General features: G+C 71.1%; 24 protein-coding genes. 14 read left to right on the plus strand and 10 right to left on the minus strand.

From position 1 onward, the window contains the following. Positions 1 to 53: 53 nt before the first annotated feature. Entirely contained in the window at positions 54 to 455 is a 402-nt protein-coding gene (locus ACFQS2_RS04220) for an Rv3235 family protein (RefSeq protein ID WP_377017357.1), read from the minus strand. After that, positions 452 to 1,282: a LysM peptidoglycan-binding domain-containing protein gene (locus tag ACFQS2_RS04225; protein ID WP_377017359.1), complete on the minus strand. Its 831-nt coding sequence runs from the start codon at positions 1,280 to 1,282 to the stop codon at positions 452 to 454. The genes ACFQS2_RS04220 and ACFQS2_RS04225 overlap by 4 nt, the downstream gene beginning before the upstream one ends. 281 nt (positions 1,283 to 1,563) lie before the next feature. Between ACFQS2_RS04225 and ACFQS2_RS04230 the strand changes: the two genes are divergently transcribed. Further along, on the plus strand, positions 1,564 to 2,109 hold the full coding sequence (locus ACFQS2_RS04230; RefSeq protein WP_377017361.1) for a hypothetical protein: 546 nt from the start codon (positions 1,564 to 1,566) through the stop codon (positions 2,107 to 2,109). 82 nt (positions 2,110 to 2,191) lie between these two features. Here the strand turns inward: ACFQS2_RS04230 and ACFQS2_RS04235 are convergent, their stop codons facing one another. Beyond that, positions 2,192 to 2,431 carry a helix-turn-helix domain-containing protein gene (locus ACFQS2_RS04235; protein WP_377017363.1) on the minus strand — a complete coding sequence of 80 codons (240 nt, stop codon included), beginning with the start codon at positions 2,429 to 2,431 and terminating at the stop codon, positions 2,192 to 2,194. A 219-nt stretch (positions 2,432 to 2,650) separates the two neighbouring features. Between ACFQS2_RS04235 and ACFQS2_RS04240 the strand changes: the two genes are divergently transcribed. Genes ACFQS2_RS04240 through ACFQS2_RS04250 form a run of 3 tightly spaced genes read left to right on the plus strand, consistent with a single transcriptional unit; the run spans position 2,651 to position 4,989 of the window. Beyond that, on the plus strand, positions 2,651 to 3,292 hold the full coding sequence (locus ACFQS2_RS04240) for an SAF domain-containing protein (RefSeq protein ID WP_377017365.1): 642 nt from the start codon (positions 2,651 to 2,653) through the stop codon (positions 3,290 to 3,292). Beyond that, complete coding sequence (locus tag ACFQS2_RS04245) at positions 3,289 to 4,515, plus strand: CpaE family protein (protein ID WP_377017367.1); 1,227 nt, start codon at positions 3,289 to 3,291, stop codon at positions 4,513 to 4,515. Before ACFQS2_RS04240 ends, ACFQS2_RS04245 begins: the two co-directional genes overlap by 4 nt. Before the next feature lie 12 nt (positions 4,516 to 4,527). After that, positions 4,528 to 4,989, plus strand: a complete 462-nt coding sequence (locus ACFQS2_RS04250) for a DUF6912 family protein (protein ID WP_377017369.1) — start codon at positions 4,528 to 4,530, stop codon at positions 4,987 to 4,989. Positions 4,990 to 5,135: 146 nt separating this feature from the next. On the opposite strand, the gene ACFQS2_RS04255 is transcribed toward ACFQS2_RS04250, so the two are convergent. Further along, on the minus strand, positions 5,136 to 5,648 hold the full coding sequence (locus tag ACFQS2_RS04255) for a DUF2505 domain-containing protein (protein ID WP_377017371.1): 513 nt from the start codon (positions 5,646 to 5,648) through the stop codon (positions 5,136 to 5,138). 96 nt (positions 5,649 to 5,744) lie between these two features. Here ACFQS2_RS04255 and ACFQS2_RS04260 point away from each other — a divergent pair, with 96 nt between their 5' ends. After that, positions 5,745 to 7,235 carry a sensor histidine kinase gene (locus ACFQS2_RS04260; RefSeq protein ID WP_377017374.1) on the plus strand — a complete coding sequence of 497 codons (1,491 nt, stop codon included), beginning with the start codon at positions 5,745 to 5,747 and terminating at the stop codon, positions 7,233 to 7,235. An 84-nt stretch (positions 7,236 to 7,319) separates the two neighbouring features. Here ACFQS2_RS04260 and ACFQS2_RS04265 read toward each other — a convergent pair whose 3' ends face one another. Then, the gene (locus ACFQS2_RS04265; RefSeq protein ID WP_377017376.1) at positions 7,320 to 7,568 is read right to left on the minus strand and encodes a WhiB family transcriptional regulator; all 249 of its coding nucleotides are present in this window, start codon (positions 7,566 to 7,568) and stop codon (positions 7,320 to 7,322) included. A 426-nt stretch (positions 7,569 to 7,994) separates the two neighbouring features. On the opposite strand from ACFQS2_RS04265, the gene ACFQS2_RS04270 reads away from it, so the two are divergent. Beyond that, on the plus strand, positions 7,995 to 8,444 hold the full coding sequence (locus ACFQS2_RS04270) for a hypothetical protein (protein ID WP_377017378.1): 450 nt from the start codon (positions 7,995 to 7,997) through the stop codon (positions 8,442 to 8,444). A gap of 118 nt (positions 8,445 to 8,562) precedes the next feature. On the opposite strand, the gene ACFQS2_RS04275 is transcribed toward ACFQS2_RS04270, so the two are convergent. The 5 genes from ACFQS2_RS04275 to ACFQS2_RS04295 all read right to left on the minus strand — a co-directional run bounded on the left by ACFQS2_RS04275 (position 8,563) and on the right by ACFQS2_RS04295 (position 15,393). Then, entirely contained in the window at positions 8,563 to 11,076 is a 2,514-nt protein-coding gene (locus ACFQS2_RS04275; protein ID WP_377792835.1) for an ABC transporter permease, read from the minus strand. After that, entirely contained in the window at positions 11,076 to 11,813 is a 738-nt protein-coding gene (locus tag ACFQS2_RS04280; RefSeq protein WP_377792836.1) for an ABC transporter ATP-binding protein, read from the minus strand. Before ACFQS2_RS04280 ends, ACFQS2_RS04275 begins: the two co-directional genes overlap by 1 nt. Positions 11,814 to 11,980: 167 nt before the next feature. After that, positions 11,981 to 12,670, minus strand: coding sequence for a response regulator (locus tag ACFQS2_RS04285; RefSeq protein ID WP_377792837.1), 690 nt, complete (start codon positions 12,668 to 12,670; stop codon positions 11,981 to 11,983). 61 nt (positions 12,671 to 12,731) lie between these two features. Continuing rightward, a complete protein-coding gene (locus ACFQS2_RS04290) occupies positions 12,732 to 14,087 on the minus strand; it encodes a sensor histidine kinase (RefSeq protein WP_377792839.1) in 1,356 nt (451 codons plus the stop codon). Positions 14,088 to 14,211: 124 nt separating this feature from the next. After that, positions 14,212 to 15,393 (minus strand): YihY/virulence factor BrkB family protein, encoded by a 1,182-nt coding sequence (locus ACFQS2_RS04295; protein WP_377792840.1) that lies wholly within the window; start codon positions 15,391 to 15,393, stop codon positions 14,212 to 14,214. 206 nt (positions 15,394 to 15,599) lie between these two features. Between ACFQS2_RS04295 and ACFQS2_RS04300 the strand changes: the two genes are divergently transcribed. The 8 genes from ACFQS2_RS04300 (at position 15,600) to ACFQS2_RS04335 (ending at position 21,635) form a co-directional block, all read left to right on the plus strand. After that, positions 15,600 to 16,826, plus strand: coding sequence for a CpaF family protein (locus ACFQS2_RS04300; RefSeq protein WP_377792842.1), 1,227 nt, complete (start codon positions 15,600 to 15,602; stop codon positions 16,824 to 16,826). After that, the gene (locus tag ACFQS2_RS04305; protein ID WP_377792844.1) at positions 16,823 to 17,695 is read left to right on the plus strand and encodes a type II secretion system F family protein; all 873 of its coding nucleotides are present in this window, start codon (positions 16,823 to 16,825) and stop codon (positions 17,693 to 17,695) included. The genes ACFQS2_RS04300 and ACFQS2_RS04305 overlap by 4 nt, the downstream gene beginning before the upstream one ends. Further along, entirely contained in the window at positions 17,692 to 18,636 is a 945-nt protein-coding gene (locus ACFQS2_RS04310; protein WP_377792845.1) for a type II secretion system F family protein, read from the plus strand. Before ACFQS2_RS04305 ends, ACFQS2_RS04310 begins: the two co-directional genes overlap by 4 nt. A gap of 121 nt (positions 18,637 to 18,757) precedes the next feature. Further along, positions 18,758 to 19,042 carry a hypothetical protein gene (locus tag ACFQS2_RS04315; RefSeq protein ID WP_377792898.1) on the plus strand — a complete coding sequence of 95 codons (285 nt, stop codon included), beginning with the start codon at positions 18,758 to 18,760 and terminating at the stop codon, positions 19,040 to 19,042. 139 nt (positions 19,043 to 19,181) lie between these two features. After that, complete coding sequence (locus ACFQS2_RS04320; protein ID WP_377017416.1) at positions 19,182 to 19,526, plus strand: TadE family protein; 345 nt, start codon at positions 19,182 to 19,184, stop codon at positions 19,524 to 19,526. Continuing rightward, positions 19,523 to 19,957 (plus strand): hypothetical protein, encoded by a 435-nt coding sequence (locus ACFQS2_RS04325; RefSeq protein WP_377017418.1) that lies wholly within the window; start codon positions 19,523 to 19,525, stop codon positions 19,955 to 19,957. The genes ACFQS2_RS04320 and ACFQS2_RS04325 overlap by 4 nt, the downstream gene beginning before the upstream one ends. A gap of 68 nt (positions 19,958 to 20,025) precedes the next feature. Next, positions 20,026 to 20,433 carry a pilus assembly protein TadG-related protein gene (locus ACFQS2_RS04330; RefSeq protein WP_377017420.1) on the plus strand — a complete coding sequence of 136 codons (408 nt, stop codon included), beginning with the start codon at positions 20,026 to 20,028 and terminating at the stop codon, positions 20,431 to 20,433. After that, positions 20,430 to 21,635 carry a glycerate kinase gene (locus tag ACFQS2_RS04335; protein WP_377017422.1) on the plus strand — a complete coding sequence of 402 codons (1,206 nt, stop codon included), beginning with the start codon at positions 20,430 to 20,432 and terminating at the stop codon, positions 21,633 to 21,635. Before ACFQS2_RS04330 ends, ACFQS2_RS04335 begins: the two co-directional genes overlap by 4 nt. Positions 21,636 to 21,689 lie beyond the last annotated feature (54 nt).

The raw sequence follows: 21,689 nt of genomic DNA on the forward strand, positions 1-21,689 counted from the left end.
CTGTTCGGCTCGTCGGGCGAGACCGCTGCCGTGTCGCGGTGACGTTCGGCTGTTCAGCCGATCTCCAGAACCGTGACGCGCCATCCTGAGTGCCGCAGCTCCCATCGCATCGCGAGGAATCGCGCGCGGTCCGGTTCGCGCAGGACGCAGCTCGCCTCGACGGTCTGCTCGTTGACCACGCAGGTGCGCACGCCGGTGACCAGGAGTCGCTGCGGCGGAGCGTAGCCCGTAGCTGCCCGCAGCCGGCGCGTCAGGGCCGCACGGCGGGACAGCAGCTTCGCGACCTCCGGGGTCACGATCCGGGCCAGTGCGTTCTCCGGGCGCATGTCGCGCACGATCTCCACGGCCCGGCGGGCCACGGGCTCCACCATCCGTTCGACCACGCGGGGATCGTCGGCGGGCAGGGTCTCGGAGGCGTCGCCCGCGCGGGCGGCGCGCTGGTCGGTGGTCGTCATGGCTGCTCCTGGATGGGAATGGTCGAGGGCACGGTGAGCTCCTGCCCGGGTTCGAGATGGTCGGGATCGGTTCCGACCTCGCCCCGGTTGGCCTCATACAGCAGTGGCCACGCGGCGGCGATGTCGGCGGGGTCGTCGGGCGCCGTGCCGAGCAGATCGTCCGTGATGCTCCAGAGGTTGTCTCCGGGGCGCACGATCACGGTCCCCTCGGTCCGGGGTGACGAACCGGTCGCGTCCGGTCCGCTGTCGGGTGCGTTGCCAGCACCGGGGCTCGCACCCGGCTCCTCCGTCGGCTCCGGGTCCGAAGCTCCGTCCGCGGGCCGGGAGTTCTGCCCCTCCGGATCCGTGTGGCCACTGGCGGCGGGACCGTCGCCCCACCCCAGCCCAGGCAGGGTCCCCTCGTCCTCCTCGCTCGAGGCGGGAGCCGCTGCCTCCGGGTCCGGATCGGATTCGGAGGGAGCGGAGGGCGTCAGCTCGGAGGACATCGCGAAGGACGGCGACGCCGCACCGGAGGACTGCGCATCGGGGCTGGCGGCCGTGGCAGGCACGAGCGCCAGCCCGGTGGCCGTCGTCGCCACGGCCGCACTGACGGCCACGCGGCGTGCCATCCGGGGTGCCAGCAGGCGCAGAGCGGCCAGCAGTGCAGCGCCGACCCGGGTGGCCGGCCCCGCGATGAGTACGGTCGAGGCGAGTGCCCACACCAGGGTCAGGTACAGGCAGAGCAACGCGCCTGATCCGGCGGCAGCCACGAGGACCCACGCGATCAGTCCTTCCTCGCCGTGGCCCGTCAGCGCCGCGGGCAGCAGGCTGGATGCTGTCGTCGCCATCGCAATCGTCCCTGCGGCCGCCAGTACGGTGCTCAGCAGCGACGACGCAGGCCGTGTGCTGCGCGGCGCGTCCGCGTCCTCGTCGACCCCCATGGAGTCCCCCCGTCGTGATGCGACACGTCCTCTGCAGTCCATGTCGTTTGATGCAGTTTGGTGTCATTCACGGTGCTATAGAGCAAACTAGCGTGCCGTGGCCCACAGCACAACGTCTGTTCAACGGTTGTGCAGAATCGTGATGGGGGAGGAACGGTGTCGGAGGCGGCCGCGTCTACAGTGGCGTCATGCGATTCGAGCGGATCTTCGACGATCTCGAGGGGCGCTTCGCGCACCACGAGCGGGAAGAGATGCGAGCGGTCTCCGAAGATCTGGCCCGTGCCGAGCGCGCACAGCTGACGCTCGCCGATCGGCTGCGCGGTGCCGGGGAGCACTCGATCACCCTGCATCTCGGCCAGAGCCTTCGGCTGTCCGGGGTGGTCGAGGACGTCGGTCAGGAGTGGCTCTCGCTGCGGGAGGAGGGCAGCGGACAGCGAGCCGTCGTCCCTCTGGGAGCCATCGCGCTGGTGCAGGGGTTATCCACGCGCGCCCGGCCGCCGGAGGAGTCTCTGCGCTCGCCGCTGGGACTGGGGTCGGTGCTGCGCGCGATCGCGCGGGACCGGAGCACCGTGAGACTGGAGACTGCGGCGGGGAGCATCACGGCGCGGATCGCCGCCGTGGGTGCGGACACCGTCGATGTGAATTCCCTGCCCACCGGAGAATCCGGCACCGTGCCCGGATCGACCCGGATCACCGTGGCTACCTCGGCCCTGCTCGCTGTCATCCCGCGGTGAGCGCGGAACCGGGCACCGGAGCCTGGAAGCAGCTGGGGCGGGGGCAGATGGGTCTGGGCGCGGGTCGATCGAGAGCAGCGAGTCAGAGGCGTTCGTCCGACGTCCGCCGCTCCTGTTCACGCTCCTGCTCGAGGGCGTGGGCGGTCGCGGCGTAGCTGCGCTCGATGTAGGACTCGATCTCCGAGACCTCCACCCTCCACTGTCCGCGCCCTCCGACCTTGATGGCCCTCAGCTCGCCGGACCGGACCAGGGAATATGCCTGTGAGGCAGAGATCGAGAGCATCTCGGCGACATCGGACAACGGTACGAAACGAGGTGCCATCGTCCCTCCTTCCGATCGGATCCACCTTGGCAGACCTGCATATTCTCGCACCCTCGGCGCCTGTGGCGATCAGGCGGTGTGGACAACGTCGCCGCAGGTGCCTCGCGGAGGGAGTTGTCCACATTCCACGGCGAACACGGCCGGGGGAGCGCCGAGGGGTTGTAGCCTCGCCGGCAGAGCCGGGCCATACGGGTCGCGGCCAGGGGGCAGGAGGATGCCGTGGGGGCCACCGCACCGATGATGAGGCTGCGCCGGCCGCGCTGGAAGGACCCGCGCCTGATCGTCGGGATCGTCCTCGTGCTGGCCAGCGTACTGATGGGCGCCCTACTGGTCTCCCGTCTGGCCGAGACCACACCGGTCCTCGTCGCGCGCTCTGCCATCGTCCCCGGGGACGAGATCACACCGGATGACCTCACGACCGTCGACATGCGGCTCGGCGACCACACTGATCATTACGTCGGCAGCCTCGAGGCGATCCCTGACGGTGCGGTGGCGACCCGCACGATCGAGGGCGGCGAACTCCTTCCCACGTCCGCCGTGGGACAGGCAGGTGATGTCCCGCTGCGCCCGGTCGTGATCCCCGTGGACGAGACCGTTGCCGAATCCGTGAGACCGGGCGCCACGGTCGAGCTGTGGCACACCGGTCCGGGAGACGAGAGCGGCGGCACCGGGACGGCGGAGCTGCTGGTCTCCGACGCTGTGGTCCGGAGCATCGACGAGGGAAGCTCCTTGGGAATGAGGTCGATGGCTGTGGAGGTGCTGGTGCCCCGCGACAGCCTGGCCGGGGTTCTCGAGGTTCTCTCGCAGGAGGAGCGGCTCGACGTGATCGGCGTGCCCGGCGCCTACGGAGTCGACCCGTGATCGACGTCGTGCTCTGCGCCTCCGGCCGGGACGAGGTGCGCATAGTCCACGACCTGGCCCATGACCGGAGCCGGACGGCCCGCGTGGTGCGCCGCTGCGCCGACCTCGCCGAAACGCTGGCCGTGGTCGCCGCGGGGATCGGTGATGTCGTGCTGATCGATGTCTCCGTGCGCGGGCTCGGGCGTGACTCGATCGCTGCGATGCTCCGGGACGCCGCCGTCGTGGGTCTGCGTTCGCAGGACACCGCGGAACGCACCAGTCTGGGTCTGCGGCACATCCTGCCCTCCGACACCCCGAGTGAGGAGATCCTTGCGGCGCTGAGCGCAGCGGTCGCCTCGGATGAGGAGGACGCGACCGCCTGGGTGCAGGAGGCGGCCACGGAGACTGCGCAGCGCGTCGGCCGGCTGGTCGCCGTCTGGGGGCCGACGGGCTCCAGCGGCCGTTCGACGATCGCGGTCAACCTCGCCGCGGAGGCGGCGCTCGCCGGTCAGGAGACACTCCTGGTCGATGCCGATACCTATGGGCCATCGCAGAGCCAGATGCTGGGCGTCCTGGACGAGACTCCCGGCCTCGTCGCCGCCTGCCGCGCCCACGATCGGGACACCCTCGACGAGGAGACCCTGGAGTCTCTCCTGCCGCTGGCACAACCGCGCCTGCGGCTGCTCAGCGGAATCGGGGTCCCAGCTCGCTGGGCCGAGCTGCGGCGCACCTCGATGGACGGCGTCTGGCACGCTCTCGCCCGTCGGGGAGGGCTTGTGGTCGCTGACGTGGCAGCTGTGCTCGAAGAGGACGAGGAGCTCAGCTACGACACCGCGGCGCCGCAGCGCAATGCGGCCGCGATCAGCGCGCTGGAGAGTGCCGACGCGGTGGTCGCGGTCGTGACGGCGGACCCCGTGAGCATCACCCGCTTCCTGCGCGACCACGCGCGACTCGAGGAGCTCGGAGTGGACGAGCTGCACGTGATCGTCAATCGCGTGGGAGCGCCGATCCCGGGAGACAAGGTCCGCGACCTGATCACGTCGCGGGTGTCGGTGACCACGCTGAGCCTGCTGCCGGACGATCCGGTCTCGTGCCGCACCGCGACCTGGGACGGAGCCCTGCTGGCCGAGGCCGCCCCGCGGTCCGCCCTGCGCAAAGGGCTGCAGGAGATCGCGGCGTCCCCGACCGTGCTCGGGCAGAGTGCCCCGGCGCTCGCCGGGGAATCCATCCCGTCGCCCGGGTGAGAAGATGACCGTATGAGGATCTATCTGCCGCTGACCACCGGGGACCGCCGCGCACTGGAGAGCGCTGGCTCGGACCTCGAGCTGGCACCCGGGCGCGCCGCGTGGGCCGTGACGACCCCGGCCCGAGCGGATCGTCCCGACGAGGACGAGGAGGACCTGGAGTACGAGGCGCTGCAGGACGCCGTGCACGTCGCCTTCAGCGCGAGTGCAGCGTCAGACCGGGCACTCGTGATCGCGGCCGACGTGCCCGACAGGATCACCCGGCCCGCCGACGAGGAGGGCGGCGCGTTCGGAATCGTCCTGAGCGGGTCCACGCGCGCGAGGATCGCGAGCCTCCACGTCACCGAGCTGGATGCCGCCTCGGCCGAAGCCGACGACACCGACCCGGCCCTGCTGTGGTTCGACGCGTCGGAAGGGTCCGAGGCGCTGGCATTCCTCGACGGCGCGGCGGACGACGGCACGCTCGAGAGCTGAAACGACTGGAGCTGGCGACGACCGGAGCTGGCCACAACCGGCGCGTCCGACACGTCGGGGCCGGACTGCCGCGGCGCGGAGCGTCCCGTCGTCGGCCACTCGGCCGAGCGTCTCGTGGCCGTCACTCAGCCGGACGCGCCGCCGGCTCAGTCCGTCTGCGCGGCGCTCGCCTGGTACTTCGCGGCAGATTTCTCCTCCGCGCAGAGCACCTTGGTGACGTAGGGCGCGGCGGCCTTCTCCAATCGCGAACCCAGCAGCGGAATCTTCGCCGTCAGCTCCCCGTCGATGACGACGCCGCTGGCCTGCTCGCCCGCCGGGGTCAGGCGCAGTGACGCGGTCATTCCTGCGGGAGTGCCTGCGACTTCGAGCTTCGTGGTGCCACTGCGGCTGCCGTCGGCCTCCGGTGCGGACCAGGTCTGGACCTCGTGGATGGTGACCGACGACCCCACGAACGGGCGCACGACGTCCGGGACCCGGTCGGTCGGCATGGCGAGCTCGGTACGCACGGTGAAAGCGCCGGCCGGGTCGCCGTCGGCCGTGGCCTCGGCGCGGGTGGCGCCGAGCGTCTGCTTGCGGATCTCGGCATATGCCGGATCGGTGTACATGGCGGCAGCGGCACGGGCCGACAACGGCAGGTTCAGTGTCTCGCGAAGCTTCATCCTCGTCCTCCCCAGGGGTTTCGTCAGCCCTCAGCCTAGGCCAGCTCCGCACCCGGTACGACACGAGCTTTCAGCGCAGCGCACTACCCTGGGACCATGCCGAGCCTGTCCAAATTCCTCGCTGACAATCGCGATCTCTCCGAGAAGGAGGCCGACTGGTTGCAGCACCTGGTCGGAGACTGGAATCTGGTCTCCGATCTGCTCCGATCCGACCTCGTGCTGTGGATCAAGGGGGAGGACGGCCCGCTCGCCGTCGCCCACTGCCGCCCTGCGACCGGTTCCACCGTGTATTACGAGGATCCTGTGGGCAGTGGCCTCGAGGATGCCGGCGGCTCCGAGATCGCCGCACTGCTGGATGGCGCCGAGCCGTCCGGCGAGATGGTCCCGATCGAGCGCGAGGGCCGTGAGGCCACGGGCCTGCTGGTGCCCGTGCGCAAGAGCGGGCGGACCCTCGCGGTCCTGGCCGTCGAATCGCCCGTCGCGGACGGGGCACCGTCCTCGAGCGCGGTGAGGGAGCGCCAGCTCGGCATGCGGCTGCTGACGATGCTCGAGAACGGCGCGTTTCCCATCGATGGCGCCCCGATCCCGCCGCGCCGCGGAGCCCCACGCGTCGGGGACGGGGTCGTCGAGCTCGACGGCGCCGGTGTCGTCCAATGGACCTCCCCGAACGCGCTGTCGGCCTTCCACCGATTCGGGATCGAAGGGGACATGGAGGGCATCACCCTGGCCGAGCTCTCGACCGACGTGCTGCAGTCGCGAGCACCGGTGGATGAGTCGTTGCCGCTGGTGCTGATGGGTCGGGCCGCCTGGCGCTCGGACATGCAGGCACGCGGCGGGACCCTCTCGCTGCGCGCGGTGCCGCTGACCGAGCGTGGCCAGCGCACCGGAGCGATCGTCCTGGTGCGTGACGTGACGGAGCTGCGGCGCCGGGAGCGCGAGCTGATCACCAAGGATGCGACGATCCGCGAGGTCCATCATCGCGTCAAGAACAACCTGCAGACGGTGGCGGCGCTGCTACGGATGCAGTCGCGGCGGATGAAGACGGACGAGGCGCGCGACGCTCTCACGGAGGCCATGCGAAGGGTCTCGACGATCGCCCTGGTCCATGAGTCGCTGCTCCAGGGCTCCCAGGAAGCGGTCCACTTCGACGAGGTGATCGATCGTTGCCTGCGCCTGGCCGTCGACGCCGCCAGTGCCACCGTCCATCGCGCCGGGACCCCGCGGCTGACGGAGACCCAGGTGGAGGTGCGCACCGAGAAGATCGGCCGGGTCGGGTCGATCCGGGCGGAGGAGGCTACGCCGCTGGCCCTGGTGGTGACCGAACTGGCCACGAATGCCGTCGAGCACGGCTTGTCCGAATCCGGGGGGACCCTGACCGTCCGCAGCGAACGGACCGGTTCGCATCTCGTCATCGATATCGAGGACGACGGGACCGGCATGGCCGGGTCGAAACCGACCGGGCTGGGCACGAACATCGCCCACACGCTCGTGCAGGGTCAGCTCGGCGGGACGCTGACCTGGCAGGGACGGCCCGAGGGCGGGACCCGGGCCACGATCGACGTCTACTTGGACCCGCTGACCGTCTGAGATCCGCTGACCGTCTGAGGCTCAAGCCTGTTCTCCCGCGGCTCCGTCACCGGCGCAGCCGGGAGCGGGCCGCAGGAGCGCGAGTCAGCTGGCGCGGCGGGCGCGCGCGTTGCGGCGCTTGAGCGAGCGGCGCTCATCCTCGGAGAGGCCGCCCCAGACGCCGGAGTCCTGGCCGGTCTCGAGAGCGAACTTCAGGCACGCCGTCATGACGTCGCACCGCTGGCACACCGCCTTCGCCTCCTGGATCTGCGTGATCGCCGGCCCTGTGTTCCCGATCGGGAAGAACAGCTCGGGATCATGGTTGAGGCACTCGGCACGGTGGCGCCAGTCCATCGTCACTCTCTCTTTCCAGAACGCCACGCCTCGCCCCGTAGGGGTGCGACGCGGCGAGGTTCGCTCCGGGTGGGGCGTTGTCGGGTCACCGGCTCGGCGCCACGAACCCGTGAGCGGCACAGGCTGCTGCGGGTCACGGTGGGGGTTTCGAGCCGTAATCCATTGTCTGAGCCGGTCGCGGCGCCGACAAGGGCCTACGTCCTCGACCTGGGTGGTACTTCCCACACGGCGCGATCCCGTGCCATCGCGGGCGTGATGCCCGGCACGGAGGCGTTGCGCTCGAGCCGATGGAGTGCTTCGGCGGGCCGGTCCTCGCGCCGCCGGGCAGCGGCCCGCGGACGCGCCCCGGGCACGCCGCGACCTCTCGGGCCTCTCGCGAGCTGCGATGAGAGATCGGGTGAGGGGGATGCCGGATACAGTTCCCCCATGCCCCGAGACGCCCGTGCACGCAGCTCCGCCGCCTCGGACACCGGCGTGTCCGGCCCAGCCGACGCCGCCGATCCAGGCCCCCGGACCCGGCCGGGCGCCGCAGTGCTGCTGGTGGTCGAAGCCCTGATGCTGACCGGGGCCGCCACCTTCTGCTTCGTGATGGTCACCGCTGGTCAGCTCCAGGCCCGTCTCGGCACGGGACTGGGACTGTTCCTCGTGCTCTTCGCGATCGCCTGCGCGGTCGCGGCGCGCTCCGTGCTCACCCGGGGACGGTTCGGGCTCGGCTTCGGTCTGACCTGGCAGATGTTCCAGGCTCTCGTCGGCGCGAGCATGCTGCGCAGCCAGATGTACTGGCAGGGCACGCTCGCTCTGGTGCTGGCGATAGCCCTCTTCATGCTGCTGACCCGGCTCGTGCGCTCCACGCCGCTGCCGCGTGGCGAGGACTGAGCGGGCCCGATCACGAAAGGACTCGCACCGGAACGGTCCGGTGCGAGTCCCTCCCGCCTCGAGCTGGCGGCCGTTCTCGAGCCGCCGGCCCATCCGGCGTCAGCTCACCCCCGTGGGCTCACTCGCCACCGGCGAGAGCAGCGGCCGGGGCCGTGCGGGCGGCGGCTCGCCCCGGCAGCACCGAGGCCACCCCGCCGGCGACGATCGCCAGCAGCAGCACCAGTCCCACCTGGCCCCACGGGATCGTGACCGAGACCGGGTAGGCCGAGCCCAGCAGGGCATTGATGCCCAGAACGCCGTAGACGGTGCCGATCACGATGCCGAGGACCGCTCCGACCAGAGCGAGCAGCACGCCCTCCCAGCCCAGCATGGAGCGCATCTGACGCTTGGTGGTGCCCAGGGCCCGCAGCAGCGCATTCTCGCCGGTGCGTTCGATGACGCCGAGGCTCAGAGTGTTGGCCACCCCGACCAGCGCCACCAGTACGGCCACCGCGAGCAGCCCGATGGTGATGCCCAGCAGGACGTTCAGGATCTGTGCGTAGGACTCCCGCTCCAGACCGCCCATGTCGGCCTGGCCCTGGACGAAGCCGTCGCTGGCGGCCGTGTCCCGGATGTCCCGCGCCAGATTGGTCATGCCCACGCCGTCCCGGTCGGGGGAGCCGGGGTCGGCGAAGTCGCCGAGGACGACCGGCGTGGCCGCATCTCCGACGAGCTCTTCGAGCGTGCCCGGGGTGACCAGCGACATCTGGAGATTCGCATCGACCTGGACGCGCAGCTCGTGCGGGGCACCGTCGGCGCCCTCGATCTCCAGCACCTGGCCGTCGGTGAGCCCGAACTCCTCGGCGCGTTCCTGTCCGAGCAGGACCACTCCCTCGCGGAGCTCGTCGGCCATCTCCGGTCGGTGCGAGGTATCGCGCACCGCTTCCGGGTCGGCGCCGTACAGGGTCATCGGGATTTCGGCTCCCACCTCGACGTCCCCGCGCGCGGCAGTGTGCGTGGCGTCCATCCCGTCGATCGCGGCCACCTGCTCGGCGGCGTCATCGGGCATCTGCTCGGCGGACAGGACCATGTCGATGGGCCGGCGCGAGTCGAGCTCGGAGGTCAGGGTCGCCTCGGCGCTGCGTGCGCCGACGGCCATCATCGTCATCAGGGTGGTCCCGATCAGCAGGGCCGCGACCGTGGCGGCGCTGCGCTTGGGGTTGCGGGCCACATTGGCTCCGGCGATCCTCGCGGGCAGACCCCCGATCCGGGCCATCACCCGGGCCACGAGAGCCGACAGGGGGCGGGTGAGGACGATCAGGGAGGCCAGCACACCGCTGAAGCTGATCACGCCGCCGGCCATGGCGAGCAGGATGCCCGGCCCCGCGGTGCCGTTGAGCGCCAGCGCGGTGCCTCCGGCCAGCGCTGCGACTCCGACGACGACGGCGACCAGCCCCAGCACACCCTGCACGCCGAGACCCCGGTGCTGAACGGGCGGGGCCGGGCGCAGCGCCTGCAGCGGAGCGACCCGGGTCGCTGCACGCATCGGTGCCAGGCTCGCCGCCAGGGTGATCAGCATCCCCGCGAGCAGCGGGAGCGCCACCGAGAGCACGCTGACGGGCACCAGGGCGACCCCGTCGAGCCAGCCCAGCCCGGCGGCCGCGGCGAGCGCGGCCTGGACCAGCAGGTGCCCGCCGAGAGCGCCGGCGACCCCGCCGATCAGTCCCACCGTCAGCGACTCGCGCAGCACCACGCCGCGCACCTGGGAACGGGTGGCGCCGAGAGTGCGCAGCAGTGCCAGGCTGCGGGTGCGCTGGGCGATCGTGACGGCGAACGTGTTGGCGATGACGACGGCACTGGTGAACAGGGCGATCACCACGAACACCGCGAGGATCAGGCCCACGGCACCGAACCCGGCGAGGGCCTGCTGGGTGGCCTCTTCCTCGGCCTCTTCCACCGTGCGCACGGTGACGTCGCCGGAGTCGGCGTGCGCCGCGACCTCGGCGGGGTCGGTGCCCTCGGGGACGGTCGCCAGCCAGGTCTCGGTCAGCGTCCCCTCGGTCGGACCGTTCAGCTTCTCGGCGTTGACGTCGGAGATGAGCACGCGCGGGGTCGCGCCGAACGCCGATCCGTCGGCCGCGGGGGCGAGGCCGACCACGGTGAAGGTGGCTTCCTGCCCGTCCATGGACATGTCCGCGGGCATGGTGACGGTGTCGCCGAGGCCCACGCCCAGCTGCTCGGCGGCGGCCGTATCGAGCACGATCTCGGACTCCGAGCTCGGCAGCTGTCCCTCGGACAGGCGCTCCTGGCCGGTCCCGTCCGGCGGGAGCATCGTGGAGGTGAGGAAGATGTCCTCGCCGGAGCCGGAGGTGAGGACGAGGGAGCTGCTCAGCTGGGGCCATACGGCCTCTGTGCCCTCGACCTGCGGCGCCTCGAGAGGCTGCTGGGACTCGTAGTCCTCGTCGGAGAGCGGGCGCTGGATCTCAAGGTCCGCGCCCTCGTAGTCCTGGGCGGTCAGGGTGGACATCGCCGAAGTCATGAGGTTTCCGGCGACCACCATGACGGCGACGAACGCGCAGGACAGGGCGATGGTGATGACGGCGGCCAGGTGCCGCCGCAGCGGGGTCAGCTTCACGGAGGTGCGCAGTGCCATCAGCGCTGCCCTCGCAGGTCTTCGTCGCTGGCGATGCGGCCGTCGGCGAGGGTCACGATGCGGTCGGCGCGCTCGGCGGCCTCGCGCTCGTGGGTGACCATCACGACGGTCTGGCCGAACTCGTCGACCGACAGCCGCAGGAAGGAGAGCACTTCCTCGGTGGTGTGCGAGTCGAGGTTGCCGGTGGGCTCGTCGGCGAAGACGACGGCGGGGGAGGTGACCAGCGCGCGGGAGATCGCCACCCGCTGGACCTGCCCGCCCGAGAGCTGCGAGGGCAGGTGGGAGAGACGATCGGTGAGACCGAAGGCGGAGGTGATCGTCTCCAGCCAGGCCCGGTCCACCCGCTTGCCGGCGAGCTCGAGCGGCAGCAGGATGTTCTGCTCCGCGCTCAGCATCGGCAGCAGGTTGAAGGACTGGAACACGAAACCGATGCGCTCGCGGCGGAGCTTGGTCAGCGCGTCATCGCCCAGGCCGGTGATCTCGGTGCCGTCCAGCCGGATGGAGCCGTGGTCGACGACGTCGAGACCGGCCAGGGTGTGCAGGAGAGTGGACTTGCCCGACCCGGAGGGACCCATGATCGCGGTGAATGCGCCGCGGGCGATGTCGAGGTCCACCGCGTCCAGGGCGGTGACCGTCCCGGCACCGGTGCCGTAGGTGCGGGTGACGTTCCGGGCGACGATGGCGGGGGCGGCGTCTCCGGTGGGGGCGGCGGGGGCGGCCTGAGGTTCGGCGGTCATCGGTGTCCTTCGCGAGGAGGTGTGCGGTCACCACCGATGTTTCCGTACCGGGGCCAGGGCCGACGTCCTCCTGCGGTCTCGACGCTGCGAGGCGGCCGCGACCACAGGATGGGGTGGTGTCATACCGCAGGCTGACACACCGGGCCATCCGCGAAGGGGCGGGCATCTCAGTCGGCTCCGGGAGCGACCAGTCCGGTCTCGAACGCGATGATCACGGCCTGGACCCGGTCGCGGGCCCCGAGCTTGGCCAGCACCCGTCCGACGTGGGTCTTCACCGTCGCCTCCGCGACGAACAGCTCGGCGCCGATCTCCTGGTTGGAGAAGCCGCGCCCCATGAGCGTGAGCACCTCGCGCTCACGGTCGGTCAGCTCGTCCAGGACGGAGGTGTCCTTCTGCTGCGGCTCGGGGGTGGCGACCACACGGGCCAGCAGCCGGCGGGTGGCCGATGGGGCGATCACCGCGTCCCCTCTGTGCACGGTGCGGATGGCCCCGAGCAGATCCTCGGGCTGGGCATCCTTGAGCAGGAACCCGCTGGCTCCGGCCCGGATCGCAGCGACCACGTATTCGTCGAGGTCGAAGGTCGTCAGCACCACCACGCGCGGGGCGCGTCCTTCGGGGGCCTGGACGAGGATCTTCTCGGTGGCCTCGATCCCGTCCATCCGGGGCATGCGCACGTCCATCAGCACGACGTCGACGGTGCGGGCGCGGAGCTGGTCGACGGCGGCGGCGCCGTCGGCCGCCTGGACGACGACCTCCATGTCCTGCTGCGAGTCGATGACCATGGCGAACCCGGCGCGCACCAGCGGCTGGTCATCGACCAGAGCGATGCGCAGGGGGCGGTCGAGGGGCTCGGTCATGGGGTCTCCTCCGGAGGAATGCGGATGGTTCAGGGGTTCAGGGACTCAGGGGCTCTATGCGTCAGGGGTTCGGGGAGGGAGCCTGCCCGGGAGGGGGCGGCACGGATCGGTTCTGCGGGGACCGACTCGGCGAGGAGTGGCTCAGCGCGGACCGGGCGGGCGCCGATGGGATCGTGCCGGAAGAGGGCGCGGCGCCGTCCAGAGGCACGGTGGCGAGCACCCGGTATCCGTGTCCCGGCAGGGGCCCGGCCTGCAGGACCCCGCCGAACACGGCGACGCGCTCACGCATCCCGGTGAGCCCATGGCCCTGCCCGTCGGAGCCGGCAGCGGCGCCCTGGCCGTCGTCGACGATCTCGACCTGGAGGCGCTGGGGGTTCCGGGTGATCCGCACCGCGGCGCTGGCACCGGGCCCGGCGTGCTTGAGGACGTTGGTCAGTGCTTCTTGGACCAGGCGGAACAGTGACATCCCCAGCGCCTGGGGCAGGTCGTCCAGCCGGCCCTCGATCTCGAGGCTGACCTCGAGGCCTGCGGCGCGCACCCGCTCGGTGAGGTCCTGGAGCATCTCGGGTCCGGGTTGGGGTCCGTACCCGGTCTCGTCCTCCTGGCGGAGCACGCCCAGCAGCGATCGCATGTCCGACAGTGCGGCGCGGCCGGTCTCCCCGATGGTGCTCAGCACCTCGCCTGCCTTCTCGGGTTGCTGGGAGGCGATGAAGCGGCCGCCGTCGGCCTGGGCGATGATCACCGAGAGCGAGTGGGCGACGACGTCGTGCATCTCGCGGGCGATGCGGGCACGCTCGTCGGCGACCGCGAGCGCCGTGCGCTGCTCGCGCTCACGCATGGCCTGCTCGGCGCGCTCACGGGTGAGGGCCAGCTGGCGCACCCGGGCACGCTGAAGGTTGGCCAGGGCCCAGATCGCGGTGATGGTGACGATGCCGACGACGAACAGGCCCGCGGATGTCCCGGCCGCCTGGAGCGGATCCCCGTACGGGTCGCTCGCGAGGAATATGCCCCAGTACCCCGACTGGACCAGCACGCCGAGGAACCCCGCCGCCATGCCCAGGGCGTGGACCGCTGGCCTGCCGTACGCGACGGCGCAGAACATCGCGTAGAACGTGAGGACGTCTCCGAGGACGACCGGGACGACCGGGACGTGCATCACGGCCAGGCACCCGATGAGGATCACGCCGAGCCCGGGCCGGACCCGGCAGACGGCGGCCGAGACGATCATCGGCAGCGAGAACAGGGTCCACCAGCCGATGCCTCCGGAGCCCGCGGCGAACAGCAGCACGAGGAATGCGGCAGCGGAGAAGACGATCGCATCGACCTTGCCGGGATTCTCGATGATCCAGCGGAACGGGTCGCGGAACCGGACGCGCCTGGCCGGTGCGTCCGGCCGTGCATCGGGTCCGTTCGTCATGGCCACGAGGGTACGGGGGCGGGGCAGCGGGCGCGTCAGACCGCGGTCGGATCCCGCGGGACAGGCCTGCTGGGCTCAGAATCCTTCCCGCGGGCCGCTCACAGACCGCGTGTCGTCGACTGCGTCAGTGCTGCCGGTCGGTCCCGTTCGCCCCGTCGGACTCGTCGGGCCCACCGGTCCCCTCATGGTCGGGCGTCACGGTCGGCACGCCGTGGCGCGGAGTGAGTCGGGCATCCTCGCCCGTGTAGGCGTCCGCGTCGCGATGGAGATTGCGCAGGCGGATGTCGCGCCCCTGGTCGATGAGGTCCTCGTGCTTCGCCTCGGCCTTCTGGGCGCCCTTGTCCTCGCGCAGGGGTAGGTCCAGGCTCTCCTCGGCCGGCTTCCCGGCCTCCAGCTCCCGGGCGCGCTCGAACTCGGCGTCGACCTCCGCACCGATCAGCACGACGATGTTCATGACCCACAGGGCGAACAGCACCGCCATGATGCCGCCGATCGCGCCGTAGCTGGAGTAGCCCGCGACCGTGGTCATGTAGATCGACAGCGCCACGGCCGCGAACGCGATGCCCAGGATCGCGACCACGCCGCCGGGCGAGATGAGCCGGAACGGCTTGTCCACGTTCGGCGCGCCCCAGTACAGGATCGAGATCAGCGCGAAGGCGAGCAGGAGGATCACCGGCCACTTCACCCACGCCCAGATGGGCAGGAACGACTGGGTGAGGAAGATCAGCAGATCATTCATGCCCAGCGGGGTGGCGATCGGGCCCAGTAGGCCTTCGATGATGGACTGGCTCAGCAGCAGGGAGACGAGCATCAGCAGGATGCCCAGGATCATCACCACGGTCAGCCCCAGCATCCAGGCGTTCATCCGGATCGCGCCGCGGCCCTCGGGGATCTCGTAGATCAGGTTGGCCACCCGCCCGTAGGCCTTCACATAGGCCGACGCCGACCACAGTGCCGTGGCGACACCGATGATCAGACCGATCGTGCCACCGGTGGAGGAACCCATCAGCGACTCCACCGTCGAGTCCACGGCATCGCCCATCTGCATGCCGCTGCCGCCGACGGCGGCCTGGATCGTGTCCTTGAGCAGATCGGCGATCTGCTCCTGGAACCCTCTCAGCAGCAGCGTGGCCAGGGAGAACAGGGCCAGCAGCGTCGGTGCGATGGAGAGCACCATGTAGTAGGTGAGCTTGGCCGCCTGATCCGTCCCGCCGTCGCGCGAGAACTCCGCGAGGACGCGCTTGGCCATGTACTTGAGGGTGGGAACGCTCAGGCGCGGGGCTTTGGTGCCGGGGGACTCGGCCATGAGGAGGCCTCCTGGGGTGTGGCGATCTCGCGGGCGGATGCATTGTCATCCTGCCATGAGTGCGAGCTGAGAGAGTTGTCCACAATTCTCGGGAGAAGCGAGCAGGGGATCTGCCTTCATGCATACAGTGGCGGTCGTGTGCGAGATGCAGCACACACCGGGCCGGGGACGAGGGGTCCGGGGACACGGGGCCGGGAGGGGACTGGATGGATGCCGCCACCATCATCGAGAGCGAGTCGCGCGAGCTGATACGCCGCCGCGGCCTCGATGCGCACGCCGACCAGCTCGAGCCGCTGATCCGCGAGGTGGTCGCCGACTACGACCGGCGCTCATCCTCCGGCGAGGTGCCCGTACTGCACGGCGATGACTCCACGGTCGCCGAGATCGCCGCGAGGATCGGCGGCTTCGGCGCGCTCCAGGAGATGCTCGATGATCCGACCATCGAGGAGATCTGGCTGAACTCGCCCAGCCAGGTGTTCTGCGCCCGCAACGGCCGCAGTGAGCTGACCACCATCGTCCTGGGGGACGCCGAGGTGCGCGGGATCGTCGAACGCATGCTCGTCAGCTCCGGCCGCCGGCTGGACATGAGCACCCCCTTCGTCGACGCGCTGCTGCCCGATGGCTCGCGCCTGCACGTGGTGATCCCGAGCGTGACCCGCACGCACTGGGCGATCAACATCAGGAAGTTCGTCGCGAAGGCACAGGATCTGCAGGGGCTGGTCGCACTGGGGTCGCTCACGCCCCAGGCGGCAGATTTCCTCGACGCGGCCATCGCCTCCGGCCTGAACGTCATCGCCAGCGGCGCTACCGGCGCGGGCAAGACGACGTTCCTGCGCTGTCTCGCACAATCCGTGGGCGCACGGGAGCGCGTGGTGACCATCGAGGAGGTCTTCGAGCTCGACCTCGGGCTTCGCGATGTGGTCGCCATGCAGACCCGCCAGGCGAACCTCGAGGGGACGGGGGAGATCTCCATGCGGCGTCTGGTGAAGGAGGCGCTGCGGATGCGCCCCAGCCGCGTCATCGTCGGCGAGGTGCGCGAGGCCGAGTCGCTGGACATGCTGATCGCGCTGAACAGCGGCTTGCCGGGTCTCGCGTCGATACATGCGAACTCGGCCCGCGACGCTGTCACCAAGCTGTGCACCCTGCCGCTGCTGGCCGGGGAGAACGTCTCCAGTCGTTTCGTCGTGCCCACGGTGGCCAGCGCCATCGACCTCGTGGTGCACCTGGACATCATGGCCGACGGCCGTCGTCGCGTTCGGGAGATCGCCGGCCTCAGCGGACGGGTGGAGGACGACGTCATCGAGGTCTCCGACCTGTTCTCCCTGCGCGGCGATCGGCTCATGCGCGGGGACGGACGCCCGCCGCATCCGGACCGCTTCGCACGTGCCGGCTTCGATCTGACGGCACTGCTGGGGCGTGCGGAGGCGGCATGAGCGACGGCGCATTCCTCGGGCTGGTCCTCGGGCTCGGCCTGCTGGCGATCTGGTGGTCGCTGTGGGAGCAGGATTCCCGCCCGACCCGTCGCGGTCTGGTCACTGCCGTGACAGAACGGGTCCGCGACGATCTCATCGCCGTCGGCCTCGCGTCCGTCCCGCCGGCCGCGGTGCCCGCACTCAGCGCAGGCCTCGGCCTGGTGGTCGCGGCCGCGCTGTGGGCCGTCTCCGCCGCCGTGGTCCCCTCCGTGACGATCGGGACGGCGACCATGATTCTTCCCCCGGTGCTGCTGCACTCCGCTGCCCGCCGTCGCGCCACGGCGATGCGCGAAGTGTGGCCGGAGGCAGTCGACCACATCAACTCCGCTATCCGCGCCGGGCTCTCGCTGCCTGAAGCCCTCGTCCAGCTCAGCCGCAAGGGTCCGGAGGAGCTTCGCCCCGCCTTCGTCGAGTTCTCCTTGGACTACCAGGCCAGCGGCGACTTCGCCGCCTGTCTCGATCGGCTGAAGGTGCGCCTGGCAGACCCCGTCGGCGACCGCATCGTCGAGGCGCTGCGGATCACGCGCGACGTCGGCGGCACGGACCTCGGCGGTCTTCTGCGCACCCTCGCCGCATTCCTGCGGGAGGACGCCCGGACGCGGGCCGAGCTCGAGGCCCGCCAGTCCTGGACGGTCAACGCGGCACGTCTCGCGCTCGCCGCCCCGTGGGTGGTGCTGGCGCTGATGGCGACCAGGCCGCAGGCGGCGCAGGCCTACGACTCCCCGATGGGGATGGTGATGATCCTCGTCGGTGCGGCGGTCTCCCTGGTCGCCTACCGGATCATGATCCAGATCGCGCGACTGCCGCAGGATGAGCGGGTGCTGCGATGACCGGATCCGGAACTGTACTGGTCGGCGCGGCACTGGGCCTGGTGCTCGGCATGGGCCTGGCGCTGGTGGCCGGGCAGCTTCCGTGGCTCCGCTCGCGCGACCTGGCGGCGCGCATCGACCCCTACCTCCGCAGTTCACGGTCCACATCGCTGTTCGAGGCACCGGCTGCGACCAGTCGTGCCCGTATCGTCGCGGAGAACCTGCTGGGGCCGGTCGCCCACCGGGTCCTCGGCGTTCTCGAACGTCTCACCGGGGGAGCGGACCAGCTCGAGCGGCGCCTGCGACTGGCCGGGCGACGCGCTTCTGCCGACTCGTTCCGCATCGAGCAGGTCGTCTTCGGAGTGATCGGCCTGGCGGCCGGGATCGTCCTCGCCCTCGGCGCCATCGGCCTGCGCGGGGCCAGTCCGCTGCTGGGGCTTCTGATCGTCGCACTCGGCGCGCTCAGCGGAGTGCTGCTGCGGGACTACCTCCTGGGCGTCGAGATCAAGCGCCGAGCCTCGCGGATGATCCGCGAGTTCCCCACGGTCGCCGATCTCCTGGCCCTCGCGGTGGCAGCCGGGGAGAGCCCGATCGCCGCCATGGAGCGTGTCGCCCGCACCTCCTCCGGAGCCCTGCCGGACGAGTTCGCCGCCACCGTCGCCGACATCCGGGCCGGCACGACCATCTCCCAGGCGCTCACCTCGCTGGGCACTCGTACGCCGCTGCCATCGCTGGGGCGGTTCGGTGAAGGTGTCTCGATCGCCATCGAGCGTGGGACGCCTCTGGCCGACGTGCTGCGCGCCCAGGCGCAGGATGCCCGTGAGTCCTCCAAACGCGAGCTCATGGAGACCGCGGGCCGGCGCGAGATCTACATGCTGATGCCCGTCGTGTTCTTCGTGCTTCCCCTGGTGATCGTCTTCGCCATCTTCCCGGGCCTCGCCGTGCTGGAGATCTCGCTGTGACCGCCTCCGGGGCCTGCCGCCACCCATCCGCCGTTCAGGTCAAGCGCCTGAGCCCGACGACTGACTTCCCATCCGTCATCCCATCCGGGCGCTCTGCCCGGCCCAGCCCGAGGAGGCACGCATGACCATCCACCGCACCACGCTTCACCGCCGCGCCCGCCCGGCCTGCGAAAGCGACCCCACCCGCGCGATCCCGCGATCGGGCCCCCAGGTCGATCGGAGCCGGCCCACGCTCACCGCCCGGCTGCTCGCCCGGCTCAGCTCCACACGCGGGGACGTACCGGGCTGGGTTCTCATCACGCTGATGACTGCCGGCATCGTGGTGGCGCTGTGGGCCGTCGCCTCCGAGCAGATCGTCCAAATCTTCCAGAACGCCATGGCCCCGTTCCTCGACGGGTCCATGTGACCGACCAGAGCGAACTCTCACCAGCGTGAACGCCTCGGCCCGCTCTCTCCCTGACCTGCCCTCGCACCGACGGCAGGGCCGTTCTGCACGCCCTCGGCAGCACGTGGCGGAGCGGCTGCGAGCAGAGCACGGCGCCGCGGTGGCCGAGTTCCCCATGGTCGCCGTGCTGGTGATCATGATCGCGCTGGGAGTCGTCCAGGCTGCACTCATCGTCCACACCCGCAACACGCTCATCGACGCAGCCGTGCAGGGAGCGCACCACGCCGCTCTGGTCGGTTCGACGCCCCAGGACGGTGCCGATCGCACGGAGCGCTTGATCGAGGATCGTTTCGGCTCAGCACTCGAGGCGGAGTCCACCGCGGTCCAGGACCCCGACGGCACCATCCACGTCGAGGTCACCGCGGAACTGCCGCTGGTGGGGCTCTTCGGACCGTCTGCGGGCCTCACCGTCCAGGGCCGCTCGATCGACGAGGAATCGTGGTGAGCGTCGGCCGGCCGGCCGACGAGGACGGCAACGCTCTGGTCGAATTCGTCGTGCTCGCCGCAGCTCTCCTGATCCCGTCGCTCTATCTCGTGCTCACACTCGGCTCGGTCCAGTCCGCTGTGTTCGCAGCCGACACGATCGCACGGGACGCTGCCCGCATCCACGCGACCCAGTCCGACCCCCGGGTCGCGGCGGCCCGCAGCGAAGAGCACGCTGCGCTGGTGCTGGGGGACTACCGGCTCGCCGCGAGCGACGTGGTGGAGATCAGCTGCAGCGAGGACCCGTGCGCGACGCCGGGAGGGACCGTGACCGCACAGGTGCGGATCCCCGTCCAGGTGCCAGGGCTCGGCCCGGTGCTCGGCAACGACGGCCCGGTCGCCGTGGGAGCAGCGCACGCCGTCCAGGTCGACCGGTACCGGGCGGGGTCCTGATGGCGGGGCACGGCCGGACGGGCCCGGGCACATGCCTCGCCGCCCGGTTGCGGGATGCGAGAGGATCGATGACCGTCCTGACCACTGGAGTGCTGGTGGTCATCCTGATGGTGACCGGCGTCGGCGCAGCGGTCACAGGGGTCCATCTCGAGCGCAACGGGCTCCAGGACGCCGCGGACAGCGCGGCCCTGGCCGCGTCCCAGGCGGTCGACCCCGCCCGCATCTACGATCCCGATGACGGCGCGGCCATCCATGCCGGCTCCGCGCGCCGGGCCGCGCAGGACCAGCTGCGCGACTATCCGCTGCGCAGCGACCGGACCGAGGACCTGCACGTCGCGGACGTCTCGGTCGATGCGGACGGCACGGTCCGGGTCACGCTGGTCGCGACCACGAACCCGCCTCTGGTGGGATGGTTCACCCGGGGGACCGGGACGTCCATCCCCCTGAGAGTCGAAGGAGAAGCCAGAGCCCGATGACCGCCGTGCCGCCCCGACCTCCCGCCCCCACCGTTCTCATCGCCCCGGACAAGTTCAAGGGAAGCCTTAGCGCCGCCGACGTCGCGGACGCCCTCAGCCTCGGGATCACCGAGACGGCACCCCGAGCGACGGTTCTGCGCTGCCCCATCGCCGACGGCGGGGACGGCACCGTCGACGCCGCCATCGCCGCCGGTGCGCAGCCTCGCATCACCACCGCGACGGGACCGACCGGCGAGCTGCGCCCGGCGCAGTGGGCACTGCACGGGGACGATGCCGTGGTCGAGCTCGCCGAGGTCGTCGGCCTGCGCGCCCTGCTGGGCGGGACGCTCGCACCGCGCACCGCGTCCACCAGGGGGTTGGGCGAGCTGATCCTCGCGGCCGTCGACGCCGGAGCTCGCACGATCACCGTCGGCCTCGGAGGGAGCTCCTCGACCGACGCCGGAGCCGGGATGCTGCAAGGCCTCGGGGCACGCCTGCGCACCTCCGCGGGGCTCGAGATCGGCCCTGGCCTCGACGGCGTGGCCACCCTCGCCTCGGTCGATCTCGGCCCGGCGCGCGCCGCTCTCGACGGCGTCACCCTCGTCGCGGCGAGCGATGTCACCAACCCCCTGCTGGGGCCGGACGGCGCTGCCGCCGTCTACGGACCGCAGAAGGGCCTCTCGGCCGCGGACATCGAACACGCCGACGGGATCCTGGCCCGCGCCGCAGCCCTGCTGGACCCTGAGCACACCCGTCTCGACCTGCCCGGGGCCGGCGCGGCGGGCGGGACCGGGTACGCCCTGTTCCTGCTGGGCGCCGAGCAGCGCTCCGGAGCCGACGCCGTGTTCGAGCTGGCCGGGGTCGACGGCCTCCTGGAACGCGCAGACGTCGTGATCACCGGCGAGGGAAAACTCGACGCACAGACCCTGCAGGGCAAGGGGCCCGCCGAGGTCGCGCGCCGCGCCCGGGACAGAGGCCTGCCCGTGGCCGCCGTGGCCGGTGCCATCACCCTGAGTGCCCACGAATTGCGGGAGGCGGGCATCACCCGGGCCTGGGACCTGCTCTCGCGGGCCGGCTCGGCGCAGCAGGCGATGGAGAATGCGCCGGTATGGCTGGTGGAGGTGGGCCGCGACGTCGGAGGATGGCTGTCCAGCGGCTCGGTCTCCGACTCCGGCGACGGGGACGCGAGCTCGGCGCCGGATGCGGAGCCGGGCAGGACATGAATCACGGCGGACACTGCTGAACAGGGCGATCGCCTCGGCCCGATCCGGACCTCT

The organism is Brachybacterium sp. GCM10030267 (assembly GCF_042666875.1).
Classification (GTDB): domain Bacteria; phylum Actinomycetota; class Actinomycetes; order Actinomycetales; family Dermabacteraceae; genus Brachybacterium.